Genomic DNA, 17628 nt, shown 5'->3' with positions numbered 1-17628 from the left:
ACGCGCCTTGCCTCGCGCGCCACCCTCGAGTGCAACGTCCAGGCTTGGCAACAGCGCCGCAACAGCGAACACCGCCCCATCGACTGGACTTTCACCAGGCAGGTCGCAGATGTCAAGCTTGGACATAGATATGTATCGTAATTTATGAGTCACAATACTAGTGCAAAGATGGATCCAGGCTCAAGGCCGGGATGACGGTGCCTGAGACAGGCACCCACTCGTGTATTTAAGGCCTCCAGACCACTGAATACGGGCGCAAGCAGCTACTGATTTAATAGCAAATTAGCACGCTCACTGCAAACTGCGCACCACCTCCAGCGCCTGCTCAATGCGCTCTACCGCATGAATCGTCAACCCCTCAAAAGCTTTGTCGTTCTTTTTCGGCGCGTTGGCTTTGGGCACAACGGCGACGCTGAAACCTAATTTTGCCGCCTCTTTCAAGCGCTCCTGTCCGCGCGGCGCGGGGCGCACTTCACCTGCCAAACCAACTTCGCCAAAGGCGATAAAACCCTTTGGCAAAGCCCTGCCGCGAAGGCTTGAAGTGATTGCCAACATCACGGCCAGATCAGCCGCAGGTTCGCTGATACGCACGCCGCCTACCGCATTGACAAACACGTCCTGGTCCATGCAAGCCACACCGGCATGGCGGTGCAGCACGGCCAGCAGCATGGCCAGGCGGTCGCGGTCCAGGCCGACCGACAGGCGGCGCGGGCTGGGTCCGCCGCTGTCGACCAGCGCCTGAATTTCAACCAGCATGGGCCGCGTGCCTTCCAGCGTGACCAGCACACAACTGCCGGGCACCGGTTCGCTGTGCTGGCTCAAAAAGATGGCGCTGGGGTTGGTCACGCCTTTCAGGCCTTTTTCGGTCATGGCAAACACACCGATCTCGTTGACCGCACCAAAGCGGTTCTTGATGGCGCGTACCAGCCGAAAGCTTGAATGGGTGTCGCCCTCAAAATAGAGCACGGTATCCACCATGTGCTCCAGCACACGCGGGCCGGCCAGCGCACCTTCCTTGGTGACATGGCCAACCAGGATGATGCAGACGCCGCTGGACTTGGCGGCGCGCGTCAGGTGGGCGGCACATTCGCGCACCTGGGCCACCGAGCCGGGTGCGGACGTGAGTTGGTCTGAATACACGGTCTGGATCGAATCGATCACTGCCACCGCCGGCCGGGTTGCTTCCAGTGTGGCGAGGATTTTTTCGAGCTGGATTTCGGCCAGCACTTTGACCTGCGAGCCGTCCAGCCCGAGCCGGCGTGAACGCAGCGCGACCTGGGCACCGCTTTCCTCGCCAGTGACATACAAAGTGTCGAGGCCGGCGCGCTGCAGCGAATCCAGCGCCTGCAGCAGCAGGGTCGATTTGCCGATGCCGGGGTCGCCGCCTATCAGCACCACACCGCCTTCGACAATGCCGCCGCCCAGTACGCGGTCCAGCTCCTCATGGCCGGTGGGTGTGCGCGCCATGTCGGTGGCTTCTATATCAGCGAGGGTGGCGACTTCTGAGGGTTTGGCCAGCGAGGCAAAACGGTTTTTGACGGGTGACTGGCTCTCCGCCACCGACTCGATCAGCGTGTTCCAGGAACCGCAATGCGGGCATTTGCCCAACCACTTCGGGTTGATGCCGCCGCAGTCGGTGCAGGTGTAAATCGTCTTGTCTTTGGCCATGAAGCGATATTACTGTAGTTATTCACAGTGCGGGAATTCTCTCAGAGAGACTGGCCCCGCCTAAACTTGGGCACCGCGTTCGGACTACGACCAACGGGTTATTTTGATCAACTTGTTTTGAGAGCCTGTCCATGCAAACACCCATCAACACCTTCAAACAAGCCCTGCAAAACAAACAGACGCAAATCGGCCTCTGGCTCGGCCTGGCCAGCCCCTACAGCACCGAGATCTGCGCCGGCGCCGGTTTTGACTGGCTGCTGATCGATGGCGAACACGCGCCCAACGACCTGGGCAGCATCCTGGCGCAATTGCAGGTGATTGCCGGTTACCCGGGCTCACACGCGATTGCCCGGGTCCCCATGGGTCACGGCCATGTGGGCGAAGCGCTGATCAAACAGTACCTGGACATCGGCGTGCAGACGCTGCTGGTGCCCATGGTCGATACCGCCGAACAGGCCGCCGCGCTGGTGCGCGCCACACGTTATCCGCAATACGATGCGCAGGGCCAGGGCATCCGCGGCATACGCGGCATGGCCGGCGCGCGCGCCTCGCGCTGGGGCCGCATCCCGGGCTATGCGCATGAGGCCAATGCGCAGATTTGCCTGCTGGTACAGGCCGAGACCCAAACCGCGCTGAACAACCTCGACGCGATTGCTGCCACCGAGGGTGTGGACGGCGTCTTCATCGGCCCGGCCGACCTGTCGGCCTCGCTGGGCCATGTCGGCAACCCCGGCCATCCGGAGGTGCAGGCGGCAATCGAATCGGCGATCAGGCACACCCTGAAGGCCGGCAAGCCGGCCGGCATCCTGACCACCGACGAAAAACTGGCGCGCCACTACATCGCCCTGGGTTGCACATTTGTTGCCGTCGGCCTGGACACCAACCTGCTGGTGCGCCACACCAGCGCGCTGGTCGCCACCTTCAAGGCCGGCGTCACCGTCGCGCCCGCCGGCAAGACCTACTGACGCGCCATCCATCCGGAGCCCACACCATGAACGCTTTTCTGAACCCGCTAGCCGCCGCCATGCATCCCGACGAGTGGACAGCCCGCCTGCAGTTGGCGGCCTGCTACCGCGTGTTCGCGATGCTGGGCTGGACCGAGATGATCTACAACCACATCACAGTGCGGCTGCCGGACAGCGTGACCGGCGGTGACAAGCAGTTCCTGATCAACCCCTTCGGCCTACATTACTCCGAGGTGACGGCCAGCAAGCTGCTGAAGATCGACCTTCAGGGCAAGAAACTCGACAACAACCCCTGGCCCGTCAACCCGGCCGGCTTCACGGTGCATGCGGCCCTCCACAACGGTCTGCCCGATGCGCATTGCGTGATGCACACCCACACCACCGCCGGCGTGGCCGTGGCCTGCACCCAGGGCGGCCTGGCGCAGAACAATTTTTACTCGGCGCAACTGCACGGCCTGGTGGCCTACCATGACTTCGAGGGCATCACCATCCATGCCGACGAGGCGCCGCGCCTGCTCAAAAACATCGGCGACAAGCCGGTGGTGATCCTGCGCAACCACGGCTTGCTGGCCTGGGCGCCGACCTTGCCACTGTGTTTTGTGCGGCTGTGGACGCTGCAGCGCGCCTGCGACATCCAGTTGGCGCAGGCGGCGATGGGGCCGGCGATTGCCGTGCCCGAAGCGGTGGCAAAAAAAACAACCCACGACTCCTTCCAGTTCGACGCCCGGTTCGGTGCCGGCCAGGACGTCTTCGATGCGCTGGTGCGGCAGGTCGACCGGATCGACATCAGCTATCAAAATTAGAGCAGCGTACGCCCGTTTGGTATGGGCTACAGGCCAAAATGACTCATAAATCCATTCAAAAAACATGTATTTACGGCGCTGGCGCCATCGGCGGCTGGATAGGCGCCGGGCTGGCTGCTGCGGGTTGTAGCGTCAGCGTGGTGGCACGCGGCGCGACGCTGGCGGCAGTGAGGCAGCACGGCCTGCGTGTGGTCGACGGCGACGTCACCCGTGAGGCCGCCGTGCAGGCCAGCGCAGACCCGGCCGAACTCGGCGTGCAAGACCTTGTTGTCGTCGCCGTCAAAGCCCCGTCGCTGCTCGACGTGGCACGCCACATTGCCCCATTGATCGGCCCCAGCACCCTTGTGCTGACCGCCATGAACGGCGTGCCCTGGTGGTTCTTCCAGGGCTTTGGCGGCAAATACGTCGGCACGCAACTGAGGGCGGTCGATGCCACCGGCGAGATTGCCGCAGCCATTCCTGCGGCGAACATCATCGGCTGTGTGGTGCATGCCAACTGCTCGGTCGATGCGCCCGGCTTGATTCGCCACCATTTCGGCAACGGGTTGATCATTGGTGAACCGTCGGGCGGGTCAAGCGCACGGGTGCAGGCACTGGCAGCCCTGCTGGTGCGCGCCGGTTTTGCAGCCAGCGTGTCCGCGCAGATCCAGAAAGACGCCTGGTACAAGCTATGGGGCAACATGACGGTCAACCCGATCAGCGCCTTCACCTGCGCCACCACCGACCTGATTCTGGGCGACGACCTGGTGCGCGACTTCATCTCGAAAATCATGCTTGAAGCCAAAGAAATAGGTGCGCGCATCGGACTGCCGATTGACCAGCAGCCAGAAGATCGGCATGCGGTGACGCTCAAACTGGGCGCCTTCAAGACCTCGATGCTGCAGGACGTGGAAGCCGGCAAGCCGGTCGAGCTGGACGCCCTGGTGAGTGTGGTGCGGGAGCTGGGGCAACTGACGCGAGTGCCCACTCCGTTTACCGATGCGCTGCTGGGCTTGAGTCGTTTGCATGCGCGAGGTTTGGGCTTGTATTGATTCATTTTTAGCTTCACAATGGCGCCATCAACACATTTTGGAGCCAAAATGCCTAATTTATCTATTAAAGACGTTCCAGAGACATGGGCGGAAGCGTTGCGAACCCGGGCAGCGCTGAACCACCGGTCGTTGCAAGGCGAGCTCATGGCTATCGTTGAGCAAGCCATCGCGGCAACGCTGGTTGCCTCGCCAAAGCCTGCGGAAGACCGCAGCAAGCCGCGCATCGTCGGCTACGACAAAGCGGGCTACCCCATCGTGCGGCAGGGTTGGAAAACCGTCGAGCAGGTGGCTGCTGACCTTCGTGCCCGGTATCCCACCCCGATCAATTCAGGGCCGTCAAGCATCGAGATCATTCGTGAAGACCGGGACTCACGATGATCGTCGCATCGCCGCCCTCACTGCATGTCGCGGAACCGCCGGCCCAATACCTATTGCGGCCACCCATCGTGGTCGATTGCAGCGCCCTTGCCGGCATCCTTTTTCAGGAAGAGTGGAAGGCACTGGGTGAGCAGCGTATCGCCCAGCGCGACCTGCATGCGCCGTATTTGCTGCAGGCCGAATTCGCCAACGTCGCCGTCAAGAAAGCCAAGCAAGGCGCCGCGCTGGCGGCGAGGGAAGGAGTTGAACAGTTCAGTCAAACCGACATAGAGTTTCATCGCATCAATGTCGAGCAAACGGTGGCGCTGGCGCAGCAGTACGGACTGTCCGCCTACGACGCCGCCTACCTCTGGCTCGCGGCAGATCTCAAATGCCCGCTGGCCACCTTTGATGACAAACTGGCTGCTGCAGCCAAGGCGCATCTGGCCGGGCTACCGTAAATGGCAACGCCCGCAGCAAGCGCCCGCGCGCTCAGCCTGGGCGCCTTTGCCACCCTGCTGCTGATCGCGCTGATGATGGGCGCCAACCATGTGGCGGCACGGATTGCCTTCAACAACGGGGTTGATGTGGCCACCGCAGTGGTGTTCCGCAGCGCGGTCACTGCTGCCGTGATTGTGGCTATTCTCATGGTGCAGCGCGTGCGTATCACTTTCAGCGCACGCCACAAGCGCATGCTGCCGCTGATTGGCCTACTGATCGGCATTCAAAGCCTGTGCCTGTATTCCGCGGTGGCGCGTCTGCCGGTGGCGCTGGCGCTGCTGGCTTTTAATACCTACCCGATCTGGACGGCGCTCTGGGCGTGGATCGTTTACCAGCAAAGGCCGGAGCGCGCGATGCTGATCGCGATGCCGGTGATCCTGGTGGGCCTGGCGCTGGCGCTGGACGTGCTGGGCGCCGCGTCAGGCCTGGGCGCCTCTGGCCAGTGGAGCCGCATCGGCACCGGTGTGGCCTTTGCGCTGGCTGCGGCGGGGACTTTCGGGCTGGCACTGGTACTGACCCAGCAAGAGGCGGGCGACGTCGATGGCCGGGTACGCACCGCCACCACGATGCTGGTGGCAGGCCTGATTGCGCTCATCACGGTGGGACTGCAAGGCGGCTTTCATTTACCGCAGGCGCCAGCGGGATGGGGCGGCCTGGCGGCGCTGACTTTTTTGTACGGCACGGCCTTCACCATCATGTTCACCGTGTTGCCCAAACTCGGCGTGGTCGGCAACTCGGCCATCATGAATGTGGAGCCGGTGTTTGCACTGGTGCTGGCCTGGCTGATCCTGGGCCAGGCAATTGCGCCGGTGCAGGTGGCAGGGGCTTTGCTGGTGGTGGGCGCGGTGATGGTGCTGGGTTTGCGCAAACGGTGAGTCTGCCCGACCTCAAAAGCCTTCAAGGCGTACAAGAAGTACAATTGCTATACATGTATATCAGAGATCGCCATGCTTGCCATTCGACTGCCTGAGCCCATCGAACAGCGCCTGAATGCCCTCGCGCAGGAAACCGGGCGGACCAAAACCACCCTCGCCAGAGAAGCCATTCTTGAGTTCATCGACGACCTCGAAGACTACTACCTGGCCGAAGCTCGAGCGCGCAAGAACCGCAAAACCATCCCTTTGGCCGACGTGGAGCGCCAGCTTGGCCTGGGCGGTTGAATTCGATCCCGACGCGGTCAAGGACCTGAAAAAGCTCGACAAGCAGATTCAGGCGCGCATTCTCGAATTCCTGCGTGATCGTCTGTCCCGCCTGGACAATCCGCGCGAACTCGGCGAGGCACTGAGCGGCAGCAAGCTAGGCAACTATTGGAAATACCGCGTCAGCGATTGGCGCATCATTTGCGATTTGCAGGATCGGCGTATCGTCGTGCGCGTGCTTCGTGTGGGCAATCGGCGTGAGGTTTGCCGCTAGCTGTTAAATATCGCGTCCGGGTTCGGGCAGCGGCAGCCCTTGAACGCGCAGAAAACTCAGCTTGTCCCAATAGCCGCGCTGAAAGACGATCTGCCCTGCGAGCACATGAAAAAAACCGCACCCGCGCAGGCCCAGCGGATCACGCCATTCGAGCATGCCCCACTCACCATCGGCAAAAATGTTCTCGGGGATGCACACCATGTTGGCGCTGGCAAATCCATCGATAAACATCTGACGGATGGCCGCCCGCCCCTGGACCGGCAACTCCGCCACCTGATGATTCACCGCGTCCTCGGTGTAAAAAGCGGCCAGGGCGTCGGCATCAGCGCGGTTGAAAGCCTCTACCCAGGCCCTGACCAGTTGACGTGGCTGCATGGCTGTTGACATGGCTCAATCCCCGACCACCACCGGCACGCGTTGCGCCAGCGCACACATCAACTCATAGGCCACGGTACCGGCGGACTGGGCAATCTCGTCAATCGGCAGAACAACGTCGTTTGACGCGCGCCCCCACAAGGTCACTTCGCTGCCAATGCCGGCGTCAGGCACCGGCGTCAAATCCACCGTGACCATGTCCATGCTGACGCGCCCAACCATGCGGCAGCGCTCACCAGCGACCAGCACCGGCGTGCCGGTGGTGCAGTGCCGGGGGTAACCGTCGGCATACCCACAGGCCACGACACCGATGCGCAACGGCCCGTCAGCGGTGAAGCTGGAGCCATAACCCACGGTGTCACCGGCCTGCAGTTGCTGCAGGCCAATGATTTTTGATGACAGGGTCAGGGTCGGTTGCAAGCCCCAGTCGGCGGCGCTGTGCTGCGGGTAATCGGGGGCGCTGCCGTACACCGCGATGCCGGGCCGGACCCAGTCGGATTTTTCGTCCATGGCCGCTGCATGGCGCAAGGTGGCGGCGCTGTTGCCCAGCGTGCGTTCGCCAGGCAGGTCGTGCGTGACCGCTTCAAAAGCCTGCAGCTGCGCTGCAATGCCTTTGGCGCCATCGGCGTCGCTGAAATGTGTCATCAGCGAGATTTCTTCGACCTGTGGCAGCGCGTTCAGGCGCGTCCACGCCGCGCGATAACGCTCCGGTGCAAAGCCGAGGCGGTTCATGCCCGAGTTCATTTTCAGGAAAACCCGGTGCGGTAGCTGGGTCTTGTGCGTGGCCAGCATGGCTATCTGCTCGTCGCAGTGCACCGTGTGCCACAGGGCCAGGCGCGAGCACAGCTCCAGGTCGCGCAGCTCAAAGCAGCCCTCAAGCAAAAGAATGGGTCCGCGCCAGTCCAGCGCGCGCAGCCGCTGGGCCTCGGCCAGATCAAGCAGCGCAAAGCCGTCGGCACTGCGCAGTGCGTCAAACACGCGCTCAATGCCGTGACCATAAGCATTGGCCTTGACCACGGCCCAAACGCGCGCGTCAGGTGCCGCTTTGCGTACACGCGCCAGATTGTGCGCAAGCGCGGCGGCATGAACAGTGGCAAGGATAGGGCGGGGCATGTCAGGGTTCTGGCTGTTTGAAATCAAAAGGCAGGACAGCGTGGGTTAACACCCAGCTTGTCAAGGTCTATTTCTGGATTTTGCCAGCTTGCCGCATGCTATAAACCGTTCAGGTCAGGAGACATTCATATCTATCGTGCCGCATCAGGGCTCCTGATGTATTTGCACAGCGATCAAAACGGTTCAATGAAGCTGAAGCGCGGTTTTTACACGATCATGGCAGCCCAGTTTTTCAGCTCGCTGGCTGATAACGCGCTGTTTGTGGTTGCCGTGGAGCTGCTCCGAACCAGCGGTGCGCCCAAGTGGCAACCGGCCGCACTGGTGCCGATGTTTGCGCTCTTCTACGTTGTTCTGGCGCCGTTTGTCGGGGCTTTTGCCGATGCAAAGCCCAAAGGCAAGGTGATGTTTGTCAGCAACGCCATCAAGGTGGTGGGTTGCCTGATGATGCTGTTCGGCACGCACCCGCTGCTGGCCTACGCGATCGTCGGCCTCGGTGCCGCCGCGTATTCGCCCGCCAAATACGGCATCCTGACCGAGCTGCTGCCGGCCTCACAACTGGTCAAGGCCAATGGCTGGATCGAGGGACTGACGATTGCGTCCATCATTCTGGGTGTGTTGCTTGGCGGCCAGTTGGTCGGGTATTCAGTGTCGCATTTGCTGCTGTCGTTTGACTTCCCCGTGTTCACCACCGGCATCGACACCGCGCCCGAGGCCGCGATCAGCGCTTTGATCTTGCTGTATGCCGTAGCCGCCTGGTTCAACACCCGCATTCCGTTGACCGGCGTCGAAATGCGGCCCATGCCGCGCAACAAGCTCGAGTTGTTGCCCGATTTCTGGAACTGCAACTCGGCGCTGTGGCGCGACAAACTGGGGCAGATCTCGCTGGCCACCACCACGCTATTCTGGGGTGTTTCAGGCAACCTGCGCTACATCGTGCTGGCGTGGAGCGCGGCCGCGCTGGGCTACAGCACCACACAGGCGTCTTCGCTGGTGGGTGTGGTGGCGATTGGCACGGCGGCTGGAGCCATTCTCGCGTCGATGCGCATGCGGCTGGAGCATGCCACCAGCGTGATGCCACTCGGTATTGCCATGGGCTTGCTGGTGATTTTGATGAACTTCATCTCCAACGTCTGGGTGGCTGCACCGTTTCTGATTCTGCTCGGCGGACTCGGCGGTTTTCTGGTGGTACCGATGAACGCGCTGCTGCAGCACCGCGGCCACAACCTGATGGGCGCCGGCCGCTCGATTGCGGTGCAGAACTTCAACGAACAGGCCTGTATCCTGGCGCTCGGCGCAGGCTACAGCCTGTCCACCGGCATGGGCCTGTCGGCCTTCGGCGCCATCACCACCTTCGGCGTGGTGGTGGCAGGCTTCATGTGGCTGATCCAGCGCTGGCACAAGAGCAACTGCATCAAGCACAAGGAGCAGGTCGATCACCTCTTGAGCATCGCCCGCAGCGACAAGTCGCATTGATGCAGGCCAGCGCGATGGTTCAGGCGCCTGCGCGCAGTTTTCAGCATGTGGCCGGGGCAGCACCGTGAGCCCCCGCGCAACCGCCCTGGCCGTCGGCGCGCTGGTCTGCAACGCCTTCGTCTGGGGCGTGTCCTGGTGGCCGTTTCGCGAGTTGCAGTCGCAGGGGCTGCATCCCCTCTGGTCCACGGCGCTGATCTACTTCTTCTGCCTGGCCTGCATCGTGGTCTGGCGGCCAGGGGCCTGGCGCAGCTTCGCGCGGTATCCGCAGCTCTGGTGGCTGGCCGTCGCCGCTGGCCTGACCAATGTCGGCTTCAACTGGGCCGTCACCGTCGGCGACGTGGTGCGTGTGGTGCTGCTGTTTTACCTGATGCCTGCGTGGTCGGTGCTGCTGGCATGGGCGGTGCTGGGTGAGCGGCCCACACGCGCTTCGCTGCTGCGCCTGCTGCTGGCCATGGCCGGCGTGCTGATTGTGCTCAAGGAGCCCACGTCGCCCTGGCCGGTGCCGCAGGATGCGGCCGACTGGCTGGCGCTGATGGGCGGCCTGAGTTTTGCCGGGACCAATGTGCTGCTGCGCAAGCTGGAATACACGCCCAGCGCGGCGCGCATGATGGCCATGTTCGGCGGTGGCGCGATGCTGGCCACTGGCGCGGCGCTGCTGGGGCTGGCCGGCGGCATCGTGAGCGCGCCGCTATGGAGCGGCGCCTGGCTGCCGGTGGCGCTTGGCCTGAGCCTGGCCTTTCTGGTCAGCAACATGGCGCTGCAGTACGGTGCGGCGCGGCTGGCCGCAGGCACAACGGCAATTGTGATGCTGACCGAAATTCTGTTTGCCAGCGGGTCCGCCGCCCTGCTGGGCGCGGCCGAATTCAGCCCACGCACCCTGCTGGGCGGCAGCCTGATTGTGCTGGCCGCGTTACTCGCAGCTGCGGCACCCACTCCGCCCAAAAAGGCGTTAAATCCGTAAGCAACCAAACATCACCCGACAGAAGATGCTATGGATGCCTCCCTGCCCACGGGCAAGGAATTGAGACTGTTGAACGCCAAGGGCATGAACAGCCGTCGATCAGGAAGAGAGACTTCGAGTAATCGAGGTGGATCCTCTGATGGATACGGCATCAAAGTGCCCAAGGTGTGATAGACCACGGTCTTCACTAACACCATAGAGGATCCGCCATGAATCGTAATACAGGAATGAACGCAGGACAAATCGTCGGCACCATGAATGGCTTGCAAGTCATTGGGCTGGACATCGCCAAACACGTGTTTCAAGTGCACACGGTGGACATGGGCACGGGCGAAATCGTCAACGTGCAGATCAAGCGTGTCAAGGTGCTGGAGCACTTTGCCAATAAACAGCCTTGCCTGATTGCGATAGAGGCCTGTGGCGGCGCCCACCACTGGGGCCGAGAGCTCAGTGCCCAAGGTCACAGCGTGCGGCTGCTGCATGCAAAGATCGTTCGTCCCTTTGTGAGCGGCAACAAGACCGATGCCACCGACGCGCGCGCCATCTGGCTGGCCGTGCAACAACCGGGCGTCAAGTTTGTGGGCATCAAGACTGCGGCGCAGCAAGCCACGCTGACCCTGCACCGCCAGCGCGAACTGCTGATGAAGATGCGCACCATGCAGACCAACGCCTTGCGCGGTTTGTTGTATGAATTCGGCGCCGCCTTTGCCCAAGGGCGCAAAGCCTTGTTCAAAGACATCGAGCAGACACTCGAAGACCTCTCGTCGCAGCTGCCGCAAATGGTCAGGGACAGCCTGCGCGAACAGGTCGCGCGCATCAAGGCCATGAGCGAAGACATGCTGGTGATCGAGAAACGACTGGGACTGCAACTCAAGGCCGACCCGCAAATGCAGCGTATTGCCCAGATTCCAGGCGTGGGCCTGCTCACGGCCACTGCGGCAATAGCCACCATGGGACAGGCCAGCGCCTTCAAGTCGGGCCGAGAGTTCTGTGCCTGGCTGGGGCTGGTGCCCACACAAACGGGCACCGGCGGCAAAGTGCGCCTGGGGGGCATCTCCAAGCGCGGCGACACCTACTTGCGCACCTTGCTGATTCACGGTGCCCGAAGTGTGCTGGCCCATGCCAAAGAGCCTGGCCCATGGCTTGAACAACTCAAGCGGCGTCGCCCGGCCAACGTCGTTGTCGTGGCGCAGGCGGCCAAGATGGCCAGGACGATCTGGGCTGTGACGGCCAAGGATCAAGATTACCAACGGGGCTTCAAGAGCGTCAGGCCGCTGGCGGCGTGACCACTGAGGGCCAATATTTATCAACCAACCTTTGAAAGGATATGGTCAGTCTTTGTAGGGTAGTGAGGCAGTAAAGAGTCAAGTGATGTGAAACAGGTCAGACCGGGACGAGCTAAACCTGCATGGTGTGTCGGACATAAACAGTCCGCTCCAGGAGATGAGGCGCTTGTCAGCGGATATGCATCGGGGCCAGCGGGCGAGTCTGGGAAACCAGGCGGACCACGCAATCAAGGCCGGATATAAGTAAGCAGCCGACTTCTTCGCAACACGACACAAATTCTTCTTGCTACCCGGGAGGCATCCATATAGGAAACACCATGAACAAGCACCAAGTTGAAGGCCGGGTTGACGAAGCCAAAGGCAAAGTTAAAGAAGTAGCCGGTCGCGTTGTCGGGAATGAAAACCTGAAAGCCGAGGGCCTGACCGACCAGGTCAAGGGCAAGGCCCAGTCAGGCTACGGCGATGCCAAGGAAGGCGCCAAAGACAGAGCCAAGAAGGCCATCGACAAACTCTGAGCCGCGCCCAAGAGGCCTATCTGAAAGGAGATTCACCATGACTACCCCTTCCAATCCGTCTGGCGCAGTGCGTCGTCCACTCGCGGCCGCTGTCTGTTCAGTGGCTGTTTTAGCGGCCCTGGCGGCCTGCGGAAAAACCGACGACGGAAAAACTGTCGGCCAGTCGATTGACTCAGGCATTGCGAAAACCGAGCAGGCGGCCAAGGATGCAGGCAAGGCCATGAAAGATGCGACCAAGGACGCGCAGGCTTCGGGCAGCCAGGCCAGCGCCACCATGGGCGAGAAAATTGACGATGCCGTCATCACGACCTCGGTCAATGCCAGCTTTGCCAAGGACCCCGACTTGAGCGCGATCAAGATCGATGTCGATACCAAGGACGGTGTCGTCACGCTCAGCGGCCCGGCTCCTACGGCTGCAGCCAAGGCCAAGGCGACCGACCTGGCCAAGCAGGTCAAAGGCGTCGCTTCGGTGAACAACCAACTGGTGATCAAGGTCAGCTGATCCGCTGTATGAGCCGCCAGCAAACGCCCTTCGGGGGGCTTTTTTGTCTGTCACCACTGGCGCCGGAACTGCTGGAGCGTGAGCTGCCTGACCATGCAGCCATAAAAAACCCGGCGTATAACGGCCGGGCTTTTTGATGATTCGGCGCTTACTTACGGGCGAACGACGATGTCGTTGCGCACGGCGCGCACGTTCTTGGTGTTGCGTGCAATGGTTTCAGCCTGTGCTTTTTCAGTGGCTGACTTTGCAAAACCGGACAGTTGCACCGTACCGTTCAGCGTCTCAACGCTGAGGGCGGTAGCCGAAACTGTCTTGTCTTCTGCAAACTTGGCTTTGACAGTGGCAGTGATAGCGGCGTCATCCACATAAGCGCCGGCAGTCTGCTGACCACGCCCCACGGCGCAACCGGTGCTGATGATGGTGATGCCGGCGAGGGCGGCGAAAGCAATGGCGCGAGCGTATTTCATGATTTTTCCTTGAGGTGTATAAATTTTTGTTGGTGCGTTGAGTTGAAAAGCTGGCCGACTGACGGCACCACGCCAGTCGGTTTGCGCAAGGGTTTTATCGAGGGCGGCGGTGGGGGTGGCTGCGGTCTGGTTCATGCGGGCCGAGGATCAAGGACTGCACCACGCCCGCCAGTTGTGTCGACTTGAGCAGCGCAATCGCTACACCGGTCAAGGAAATCAAACGCCAGGGCCGCAGCACCACCAAGGCGATGCCCGTTCCTGCAGCTATCCCCAGCAACTTCAGCGGCCGCTCTTTGGCGTAGGTCTGCATCATGGGTTTGGCAACATCCACCGCCAGGCGCGCCGGATGAGACCGCCACCAGGATTGGCCCACCTGCTTGACCAGATCCCAGGAGCTGGACGAGGCGTCGATTCCGGTTTCGCTGATAGCGGATTGGGCATCAACATCAGCATCAACATCCGCCAGTTGACCGATCTCAGGGTTGTCCCGGTGCATGTCTCGCACGATGGCCTGGCGGCTGGCTGCCAGGCGCTGTTGAGCGGTGATTGTGGTCGTTGTCATGCGGGTCTTGTCATGTGGCTGAACGCAAAGCCTGCGCGTCGCGATCAACCTGCGCCTTGACTTCAGCAAAGTGGCTTGCCAGCGATGGCTTGCGGGCTCGCAGCAAGGCCACGACCATCAAGATCAGAACCGCCAACGGAACCGCGACCAGTGCCCAATGAAACGGGGTGGTCACCATCGCAAGCATCAAAGCGACGCCGGTCAGTATCAAAAATACGACGGCGAACACGGCAACCATCACCCATGCAATAACCCTGCCAAGAAAGTCAGCGCCCGCTTCAGAGGCCTCATCACGAATCAACTCTGCATACCCCGCCAAATGGTCAATCAAAAGATGGGGTCGGCGGATCAGGGTGGAGATAAACGGGTGCAGCATGGTTGATGGTTACAACGCGGTTTTGTTAACGATGGGCGGCAAATCAGCGCGAGTCGCGATGACGGGTGGAGGCGACCAGCAGTGCGACCGCAGCGCCAACGGCTGCAGCAATCAACACGGCCTTGACCGGCTCATTGGCGACGTAACGCGTCGTCGCATCGGCATAACGGTGTATCGAGCGCTGTGCCCGGTCGCTGGCTTCAGCGGCCATGTCCATGCTTTGGCGAGCAAGTTTTTGGGCTTGGGTAGCCAGCTTGTCGACGATGGGGTCAATGCTGCCGCGTAACTGGCGAACCTTGCTTTCGGCCTTGTCCAAGGTCTCGTTGGCCAGGCTGCGGCTGCTTTCAACAGCGTGCTCAGCGCCACTCAGCATCTGGTCGGACAGGTGGCGCGCACCGGTCAGCGCTTCTTGAGTGGACGGGATGTTAGCGCTTGGGTTTTTCATATTGAGTTCCTTGAAGTTGAAAAAGGCGGGATACAGGACCGGTAAGGCAAATGATAAAGGGATAGCGGCGAGGGCATCTTGGTCAACGAGCAAGTAATGCCCGGCCGTTGCGCCGTCGTCCGCGACGGGTCGACGAATGGGGTTAGTTTCTTTTCATCAAGCCAACCACGAAGCTGACGACCGCGAATATCGCGAAGATGAAAAACAAAATCTTGGCAATTTCAACCGCACCAGCGGCGATACCGCCGAAGCCGAACACGGCTGCAATCAATGCAATCACCAGAAAGACAACGGAATAGTGCAGCATGTCGATCTCCTTGCAGGGCGGCGCCCATGGGTTGCGGCGCTCGCAATTGAAACACCTGTAGCAAGGTTAAAGGGGACGCTTAAAAGCGTTCATCGGTGAGTGCCGGTTGGCCCTGTCGGGAAGTGCGATGACGCTGTGTAGGACGGGGCCGATTACCTGCTTAGAGGGGCAATTCCGACTTGCGTCGACTGATTTTCAGTCGACGGTAGATGCCGTCACGCCGCGTTGCTGCCGCAAGAAAATGCGCAGGAGCAATACTCAGGAGGCCGGTGCCACCTTGGGCAACACTGCAAATATGCGTGTGCCCTGACCGGGGCTGGACGCCACGGTCAGTCGGCCACCTGCGGCTTCCACCCGGTGCCGCATGCCGGTCAGGCCATGGCTGGCGATGCCGACATTCATGCTGTCAAAACCCTTGCCGTCGTCCTTGACTTCGACGGTGAGGTAGCTGTCGAAGTTGTGCAGGCTGATCTCGGCGTGTTTGGCCTCGGCATACTTGCCCATGTTGGTCAGGGACTCCTGTACCAGCCGGTAGATCGTGAGCTGCCCCGAGCCGCCGAGCTCCACCATTTCCAGGTCGGTGGTGATGACCAGCCCGGACCTGTCTTCGAATTCCCGCGCCAGGATTTCCAGCGAGGCGACCAGGCCCAGGTGCGACAGCGACGAAGGCCGCAAATCTTCGACGATGCGGCGTTTGAGCGCGATGCCGCTATTGAGCGTCTCAATCAGGTGCTGAATACGCTCGGTGGCTTCTGGCGTGATGACCCCCAGCCGCGACTTGATGCGGGCCACATCGAGTTTGGCTGCTGTCAGCAAGGCACCCAGCTCATCGTGCAGTTCCCTGGCCAGGTAGCCCCGCTCGTCCTCGCGCACCTGCTGCAGGTGGGTGGCCAGTTCAGCCAGCGTGGCGGTGCGCTCCCGCACCTCTTTGTCGAGCCGGTCGCGCTCGCGCTGCAGGGATTCCTGCTCGCGCTGGCCGGAGTTCAGCAGCGCCTGGGTCTGGCGTAAATACTTGTAAAACGCCAGCAAGCCGGCCAGCGCCATCAGTGCAATGCCCAGGCGCGATAGCTGCAGTGAGCGGGTAATCTGGGTTTGCGCTGCCTGCATTTTCAAATTGCTCGACTGAACCAGTTTGTTGATCTGGCTGCGGATGGCGCTCATTTGTTCCATGCCGACATCGGTGGTCAGCACAAACTTCCAGGCTTCTGCGTTGCCCTGCTTGCGCATGCGCACGCTCAGGTCCATCTCGGCGAGCTTGCGTGACACGCTGTGCGACAGCACGCCAAACTCGGCCAACTCTGCAGGGTAAGGAGCGTAGAGCCGGCGCAAAGTATCCGACGTCTGGGTAACATCGGTGGATGCCGCGTCGTAAGGCGCCAGGTACTGGGGATCACCCGTGAGCAAGTAACCCCGTTGCCCGGTTTCGGCGTCGAGCATGTGTTGCAACAACTTGGTGACGAAGCTCCGCGTTTCCTGGGCCTCCTCAATGCGGGTGGCCGCTTGGGTAGACAGGCGAAAACCGGCTTCGTTGATGGAGATCAAAATGACGGTTGCAAGCAATGCCAAAGGCAGGCTGATCGCCATTTTGGGTAGTGCAAACCATCTCATCGTGATCTCCGGTCCGTATTTCAATCGATAATTCGTGAATAATCGCTTTTGGGGCAAAAAAGCCGTCGTAATTGCGCGACGCTGTGTTGAAGCATTGTGCCGCGTTGAAACGCCGGCCTAAAAAAGGAAAAGAAATGATCAAAATCGGAATTGTTGATGACCATGCCATCGTGCGTTCGGGGCTCAAACAGTTCTTTTCCGACCAGGTCGATTTGCGGGTGGTTGGCGAAGCGGCCAGTGGCCGTGAAGCTATAGACCTGGTGCGCAACGTCGAGCTTGACATCCTGGTGATGGACCTGTCCATGCCCGGCCAAAGTGGCATCGACGCGCTGGCCATGATCCGCGCCAAGGCGCCTGATGTGGGCATCCTGATCCTCAGTGGCTATCCGGAGGAGCATTACGCAGTGAACCTGATCCGTCAGGGTGCCAGCGGCTACCTGAACAAAGAGTGCGACCCGATGGAGATCGTCAACGCGATTCGCGTGATCTCGCTGGGCAAGCGCTACATCACGCCGGCCGTGGCAGAGTTGCTCGCGCAACAGCTCAATCGCAAAAATGACGCCACGCCCCATGAGCAACTTTCTGAGCGCGAGTTTCAGGTTTTCCTGAAACTGGCCAAGGGTGAAACCGCTGGTGACATTGCCAAGGCGCTGTCGCTGAGCGTGAAGACCGTCAGCACCTACCGGACCCGTGTGATGGAAAAAATGAGTCTTGCTTCCAACAGCGACCTGACTTACTACGCGCTGAAGAACAAGCTGATTGGTAACTACTCAGCCCAACTTTAGGCAGACGTACTGGATTCAGCCGAAGCGGGGCTGAGGCGGTGCACCCTTGAAGGCGGCGACAAGGGAGTCAAAGATGTTCGCCCCTTGCTTGTGCATGGTCGCGGCATATGAGCGG

23 protein-coding genes are annotated in these 17628 nt (G+C 61.0%); 14 read left to right on the top strand and 9 right to left on the bottom strand.

What is annotated here, in order from left to right; translation table 11 throughout:
* Positions 1 to 291: 291 nt before the first annotated feature.
* On the bottom strand, positions 292 to 1668 hold the full coding sequence (gene radA, locus Q8O29_RS03345) for a DNA repair protein RadA (RefSeq protein WP_305560644.1): 1377 nt from the start codon (positions 1666 to 1668) through the stop codon (positions 292 to 294).
* 131 nt (positions 1669 to 1799) lie between these two features.
* Here radA and Q8O29_RS03340 point away from each other — a divergent pair, with 131 nt between their 5' ends.
* The 8 genes from Q8O29_RS03340 to Q8O29_RS03305 all read left to right on the top strand — a co-directional run bounded on the left by Q8O29_RS03340 (position 1800) and on the right by Q8O29_RS03305 (position 6738).
* Positions 1800 to 2633 carry an aldolase/citrate lyase family protein gene (locus Q8O29_RS03340; RefSeq protein ID WP_305560643.1) on the top strand — a complete coding sequence of 278 codons (834 nt, stop codon included), beginning with the start codon at positions 1800 to 1802 and terminating at the stop codon, positions 2631 to 2633.
* Between the two features lie 26 nt (positions 2634 to 2659).
* Positions 2660 to 3436, top strand: a complete 777-nt coding sequence (locus Q8O29_RS03335) for a class II aldolase/adducin family protein (protein WP_305560642.1) — start codon at positions 2660 to 2662, stop codon at positions 3434 to 3436.
* Between the two features lie 38 nt (positions 3437 to 3474).
* Complete coding sequence (locus Q8O29_RS03330; protein WP_305560641.1) at positions 3475 to 4467, top strand: 2-dehydropantoate 2-reductase; 993 nt, start codon at positions 3475 to 3477, stop codon at positions 4465 to 4467.
* A gap of 18 nt (positions 4468 to 4485) precedes the next feature.
* Positions 4486 to 4845, top strand: a complete 360-nt coding sequence (locus Q8O29_RS03325) for an Arc family DNA-binding protein (protein ID WP_371134138.1) — start codon at positions 4486 to 4488, stop codon at positions 4843 to 4845.
* Positions 4842 to 5285 (top strand): type II toxin-antitoxin system VapC family toxin, encoded by a 444-nt coding sequence (locus Q8O29_RS03320; protein WP_305560639.1) that lies wholly within the window; start codon positions 4842 to 4844, stop codon positions 5283 to 5285. Before Q8O29_RS03325 ends, Q8O29_RS03320 begins: the two co-directional genes overlap by 4 nt.
* The gene (locus Q8O29_RS03315; RefSeq protein WP_305560638.1) at positions 5286 to 6200 is read left to right on the top strand and encodes a DMT family transporter; all 915 of its coding nucleotides are present in this window, start codon (positions 5286 to 5288) and stop codon (positions 6198 to 6200) included.
* A gap of 72 nt (positions 6201 to 6272) precedes the next feature.
* Positions 6273 to 6485 carry a DUF6290 family protein gene (locus Q8O29_RS03310; protein WP_305560637.1) on the top strand — a complete coding sequence of 71 codons (213 nt, stop codon included), beginning with the start codon at positions 6273 to 6275 and terminating at the stop codon, positions 6483 to 6485.
* Positions 6469 to 6738, top strand: a complete 270-nt coding sequence (locus Q8O29_RS03305) for a type II toxin-antitoxin system RelE/ParE family toxin (protein ID WP_305560636.1) — start codon at positions 6469 to 6471, stop codon at positions 6736 to 6738. The genes Q8O29_RS03310 and Q8O29_RS03305 overlap by 17 nt, the downstream gene beginning before the upstream one ends.
* Before the next feature lie 3 nt (positions 6739 to 6741).
* On the opposite strand, the gene Q8O29_RS03300 is transcribed toward Q8O29_RS03305, so the two are convergent.
* Both Q8O29_RS03300 and alr read right to left on the bottom strand, forming a co-directional pair.
* Entirely contained in the window at positions 6742 to 7113 is a 372-nt protein-coding gene (locus Q8O29_RS03300) for a nuclear transport factor 2 family protein (RefSeq protein WP_305560635.1), read from the bottom strand.
* Between the two features lie 15 nt (positions 7114 to 7128).
* Positions 7129 to 8226 (bottom strand): alanine racemase, encoded by a 1098-nt coding sequence (gene alr, locus Q8O29_RS03295; RefSeq protein ID WP_305560634.1) that lies wholly within the window; start codon positions 8224 to 8226, stop codon positions 7129 to 7131.
* A gap of 192 nt (positions 8227 to 8418) precedes the next feature.
* On the opposite strand from alr, the gene lplT reads away from it, so the two are divergent.
* The 5 genes from lplT (at position 8419) to Q8O29_RS03270 (ending at position 12963) form a co-directional block, all read left to right on the top strand.
* Complete coding sequence (gene lplT, locus Q8O29_RS03290; protein ID WP_305560646.1) at positions 8419 to 9699, top strand: lysophospholipid transporter LplT; 1281 nt, start codon at positions 8419 to 8421, stop codon at positions 9697 to 9699.
* A gap of 64 nt (positions 9700 to 9763) precedes the next feature.
* Positions 9764 to 10660 (top strand): DMT family transporter, encoded by an 897-nt coding sequence (locus tag Q8O29_RS03285; RefSeq protein ID WP_305560633.1) that lies wholly within the window; start codon positions 9764 to 9766, stop codon positions 10658 to 10660.
* Positions 10661 to 10914: 254 nt separating this feature from the next.
* Entirely contained in the window at positions 10915 to 11946 is a 1032-nt protein-coding gene (locus Q8O29_RS03280) for an IS110 family transposase (RefSeq protein ID WP_305560645.1), read from the top strand.
* 317 nt (positions 11947 to 12263) lie between these two features.
* The gene (locus Q8O29_RS03275; RefSeq protein ID WP_305560632.1) at positions 12264 to 12461 is read left to right on the top strand and encodes a CsbD family protein; all 198 of its coding nucleotides are present in this window, start codon (positions 12264 to 12266) and stop codon (positions 12459 to 12461) included.
* A gap of 37 nt (positions 12462 to 12498) precedes the next feature.
* Complete coding sequence (locus Q8O29_RS03270) at positions 12499 to 12963, top strand: BON domain-containing protein (RefSeq protein ID WP_305560631.1); 465 nt, start codon at positions 12499 to 12501, stop codon at positions 12961 to 12963.
* A 152-nt stretch (positions 12964 to 13115) separates the two neighbouring features.
* Here the strand turns inward: Q8O29_RS03270 and Q8O29_RS03265 are convergent, their stop codons facing one another.
* The 6 genes from Q8O29_RS03265 to Q8O29_RS03240 all read right to left on the bottom strand — a co-directional run bounded on the left by Q8O29_RS03265 (position 13116) and on the right by Q8O29_RS03240 (position 16728).
* Positions 13116 to 13430, bottom strand: coding sequence for a BON domain-containing protein (locus tag Q8O29_RS03265; protein WP_305560630.1), 315 nt, complete (start codon positions 13428 to 13430; stop codon positions 13116 to 13118).
* A 94-nt stretch (positions 13431 to 13524) separates the two neighbouring features.
* Positions 13525 to 13992 carry a hypothetical protein gene (locus Q8O29_RS03260; RefSeq protein ID WP_305560629.1) on the bottom strand — a complete coding sequence of 156 codons (468 nt, stop codon included), beginning with the start codon at positions 13990 to 13992 and terminating at the stop codon, positions 13525 to 13527.
* A 10-nt stretch (positions 13993 to 14002) separates the two neighbouring features.
* The gene (locus tag Q8O29_RS03255) at positions 14003 to 14368 is read right to left on the bottom strand and encodes a hypothetical protein (RefSeq protein ID WP_305560628.1); all 366 of its coding nucleotides are present in this window, start codon (positions 14366 to 14368) and stop codon (positions 14003 to 14005) included.
* A 43-nt stretch (positions 14369 to 14411) separates the two neighbouring features.
* Positions 14412 to 14813, bottom strand: a complete 402-nt coding sequence (locus tag Q8O29_RS03250) for a hypothetical protein (RefSeq protein WP_305560627.1) — start codon at positions 14811 to 14813, stop codon at positions 14412 to 14414.
* Between the two features lie 142 nt (positions 14814 to 14955).
* Positions 14956 to 15120 (bottom strand): DUF1328 domain-containing protein, encoded by a 165-nt coding sequence (locus tag Q8O29_RS03245; protein ID WP_305560626.1) that lies wholly within the window; start codon positions 15118 to 15120, stop codon positions 14956 to 14958.
* Between the two features lie 258 nt (positions 15121 to 15378).
* On the bottom strand, positions 15379 to 16728 hold the full coding sequence (locus Q8O29_RS03240; RefSeq protein WP_305560625.1) for a CHASE3 domain-containing protein: 1350 nt from the start codon (positions 16726 to 16728) through the stop codon (positions 15379 to 15381).
* 134 nt (positions 16729 to 16862) lie between these two features.
* On the opposite strand from Q8O29_RS03240, the gene Q8O29_RS03235 reads away from it, so the two are divergent.
* Entirely contained in the window at positions 16863 to 17513 is a 651-nt protein-coding gene (locus Q8O29_RS03235; protein ID WP_305560624.1) for a response regulator transcription factor, read from the top strand.
* Positions 17514 to 17628: the final 115 nt, after the last annotated feature.

The sequence above is a fragment of the Polaromonas sp. genome, from assembly GCF_030689685.1.
GTDB lineage: Bacteria > Pseudomonadota > Gammaproteobacteria > Burkholderiales > Burkholderiaceae_C > Polaromonas.
The sequence above is the reverse complement of the archived record's forward strand: the minus strand, read 5'-3'. Positions and strand labels throughout refer to the sequence as shown.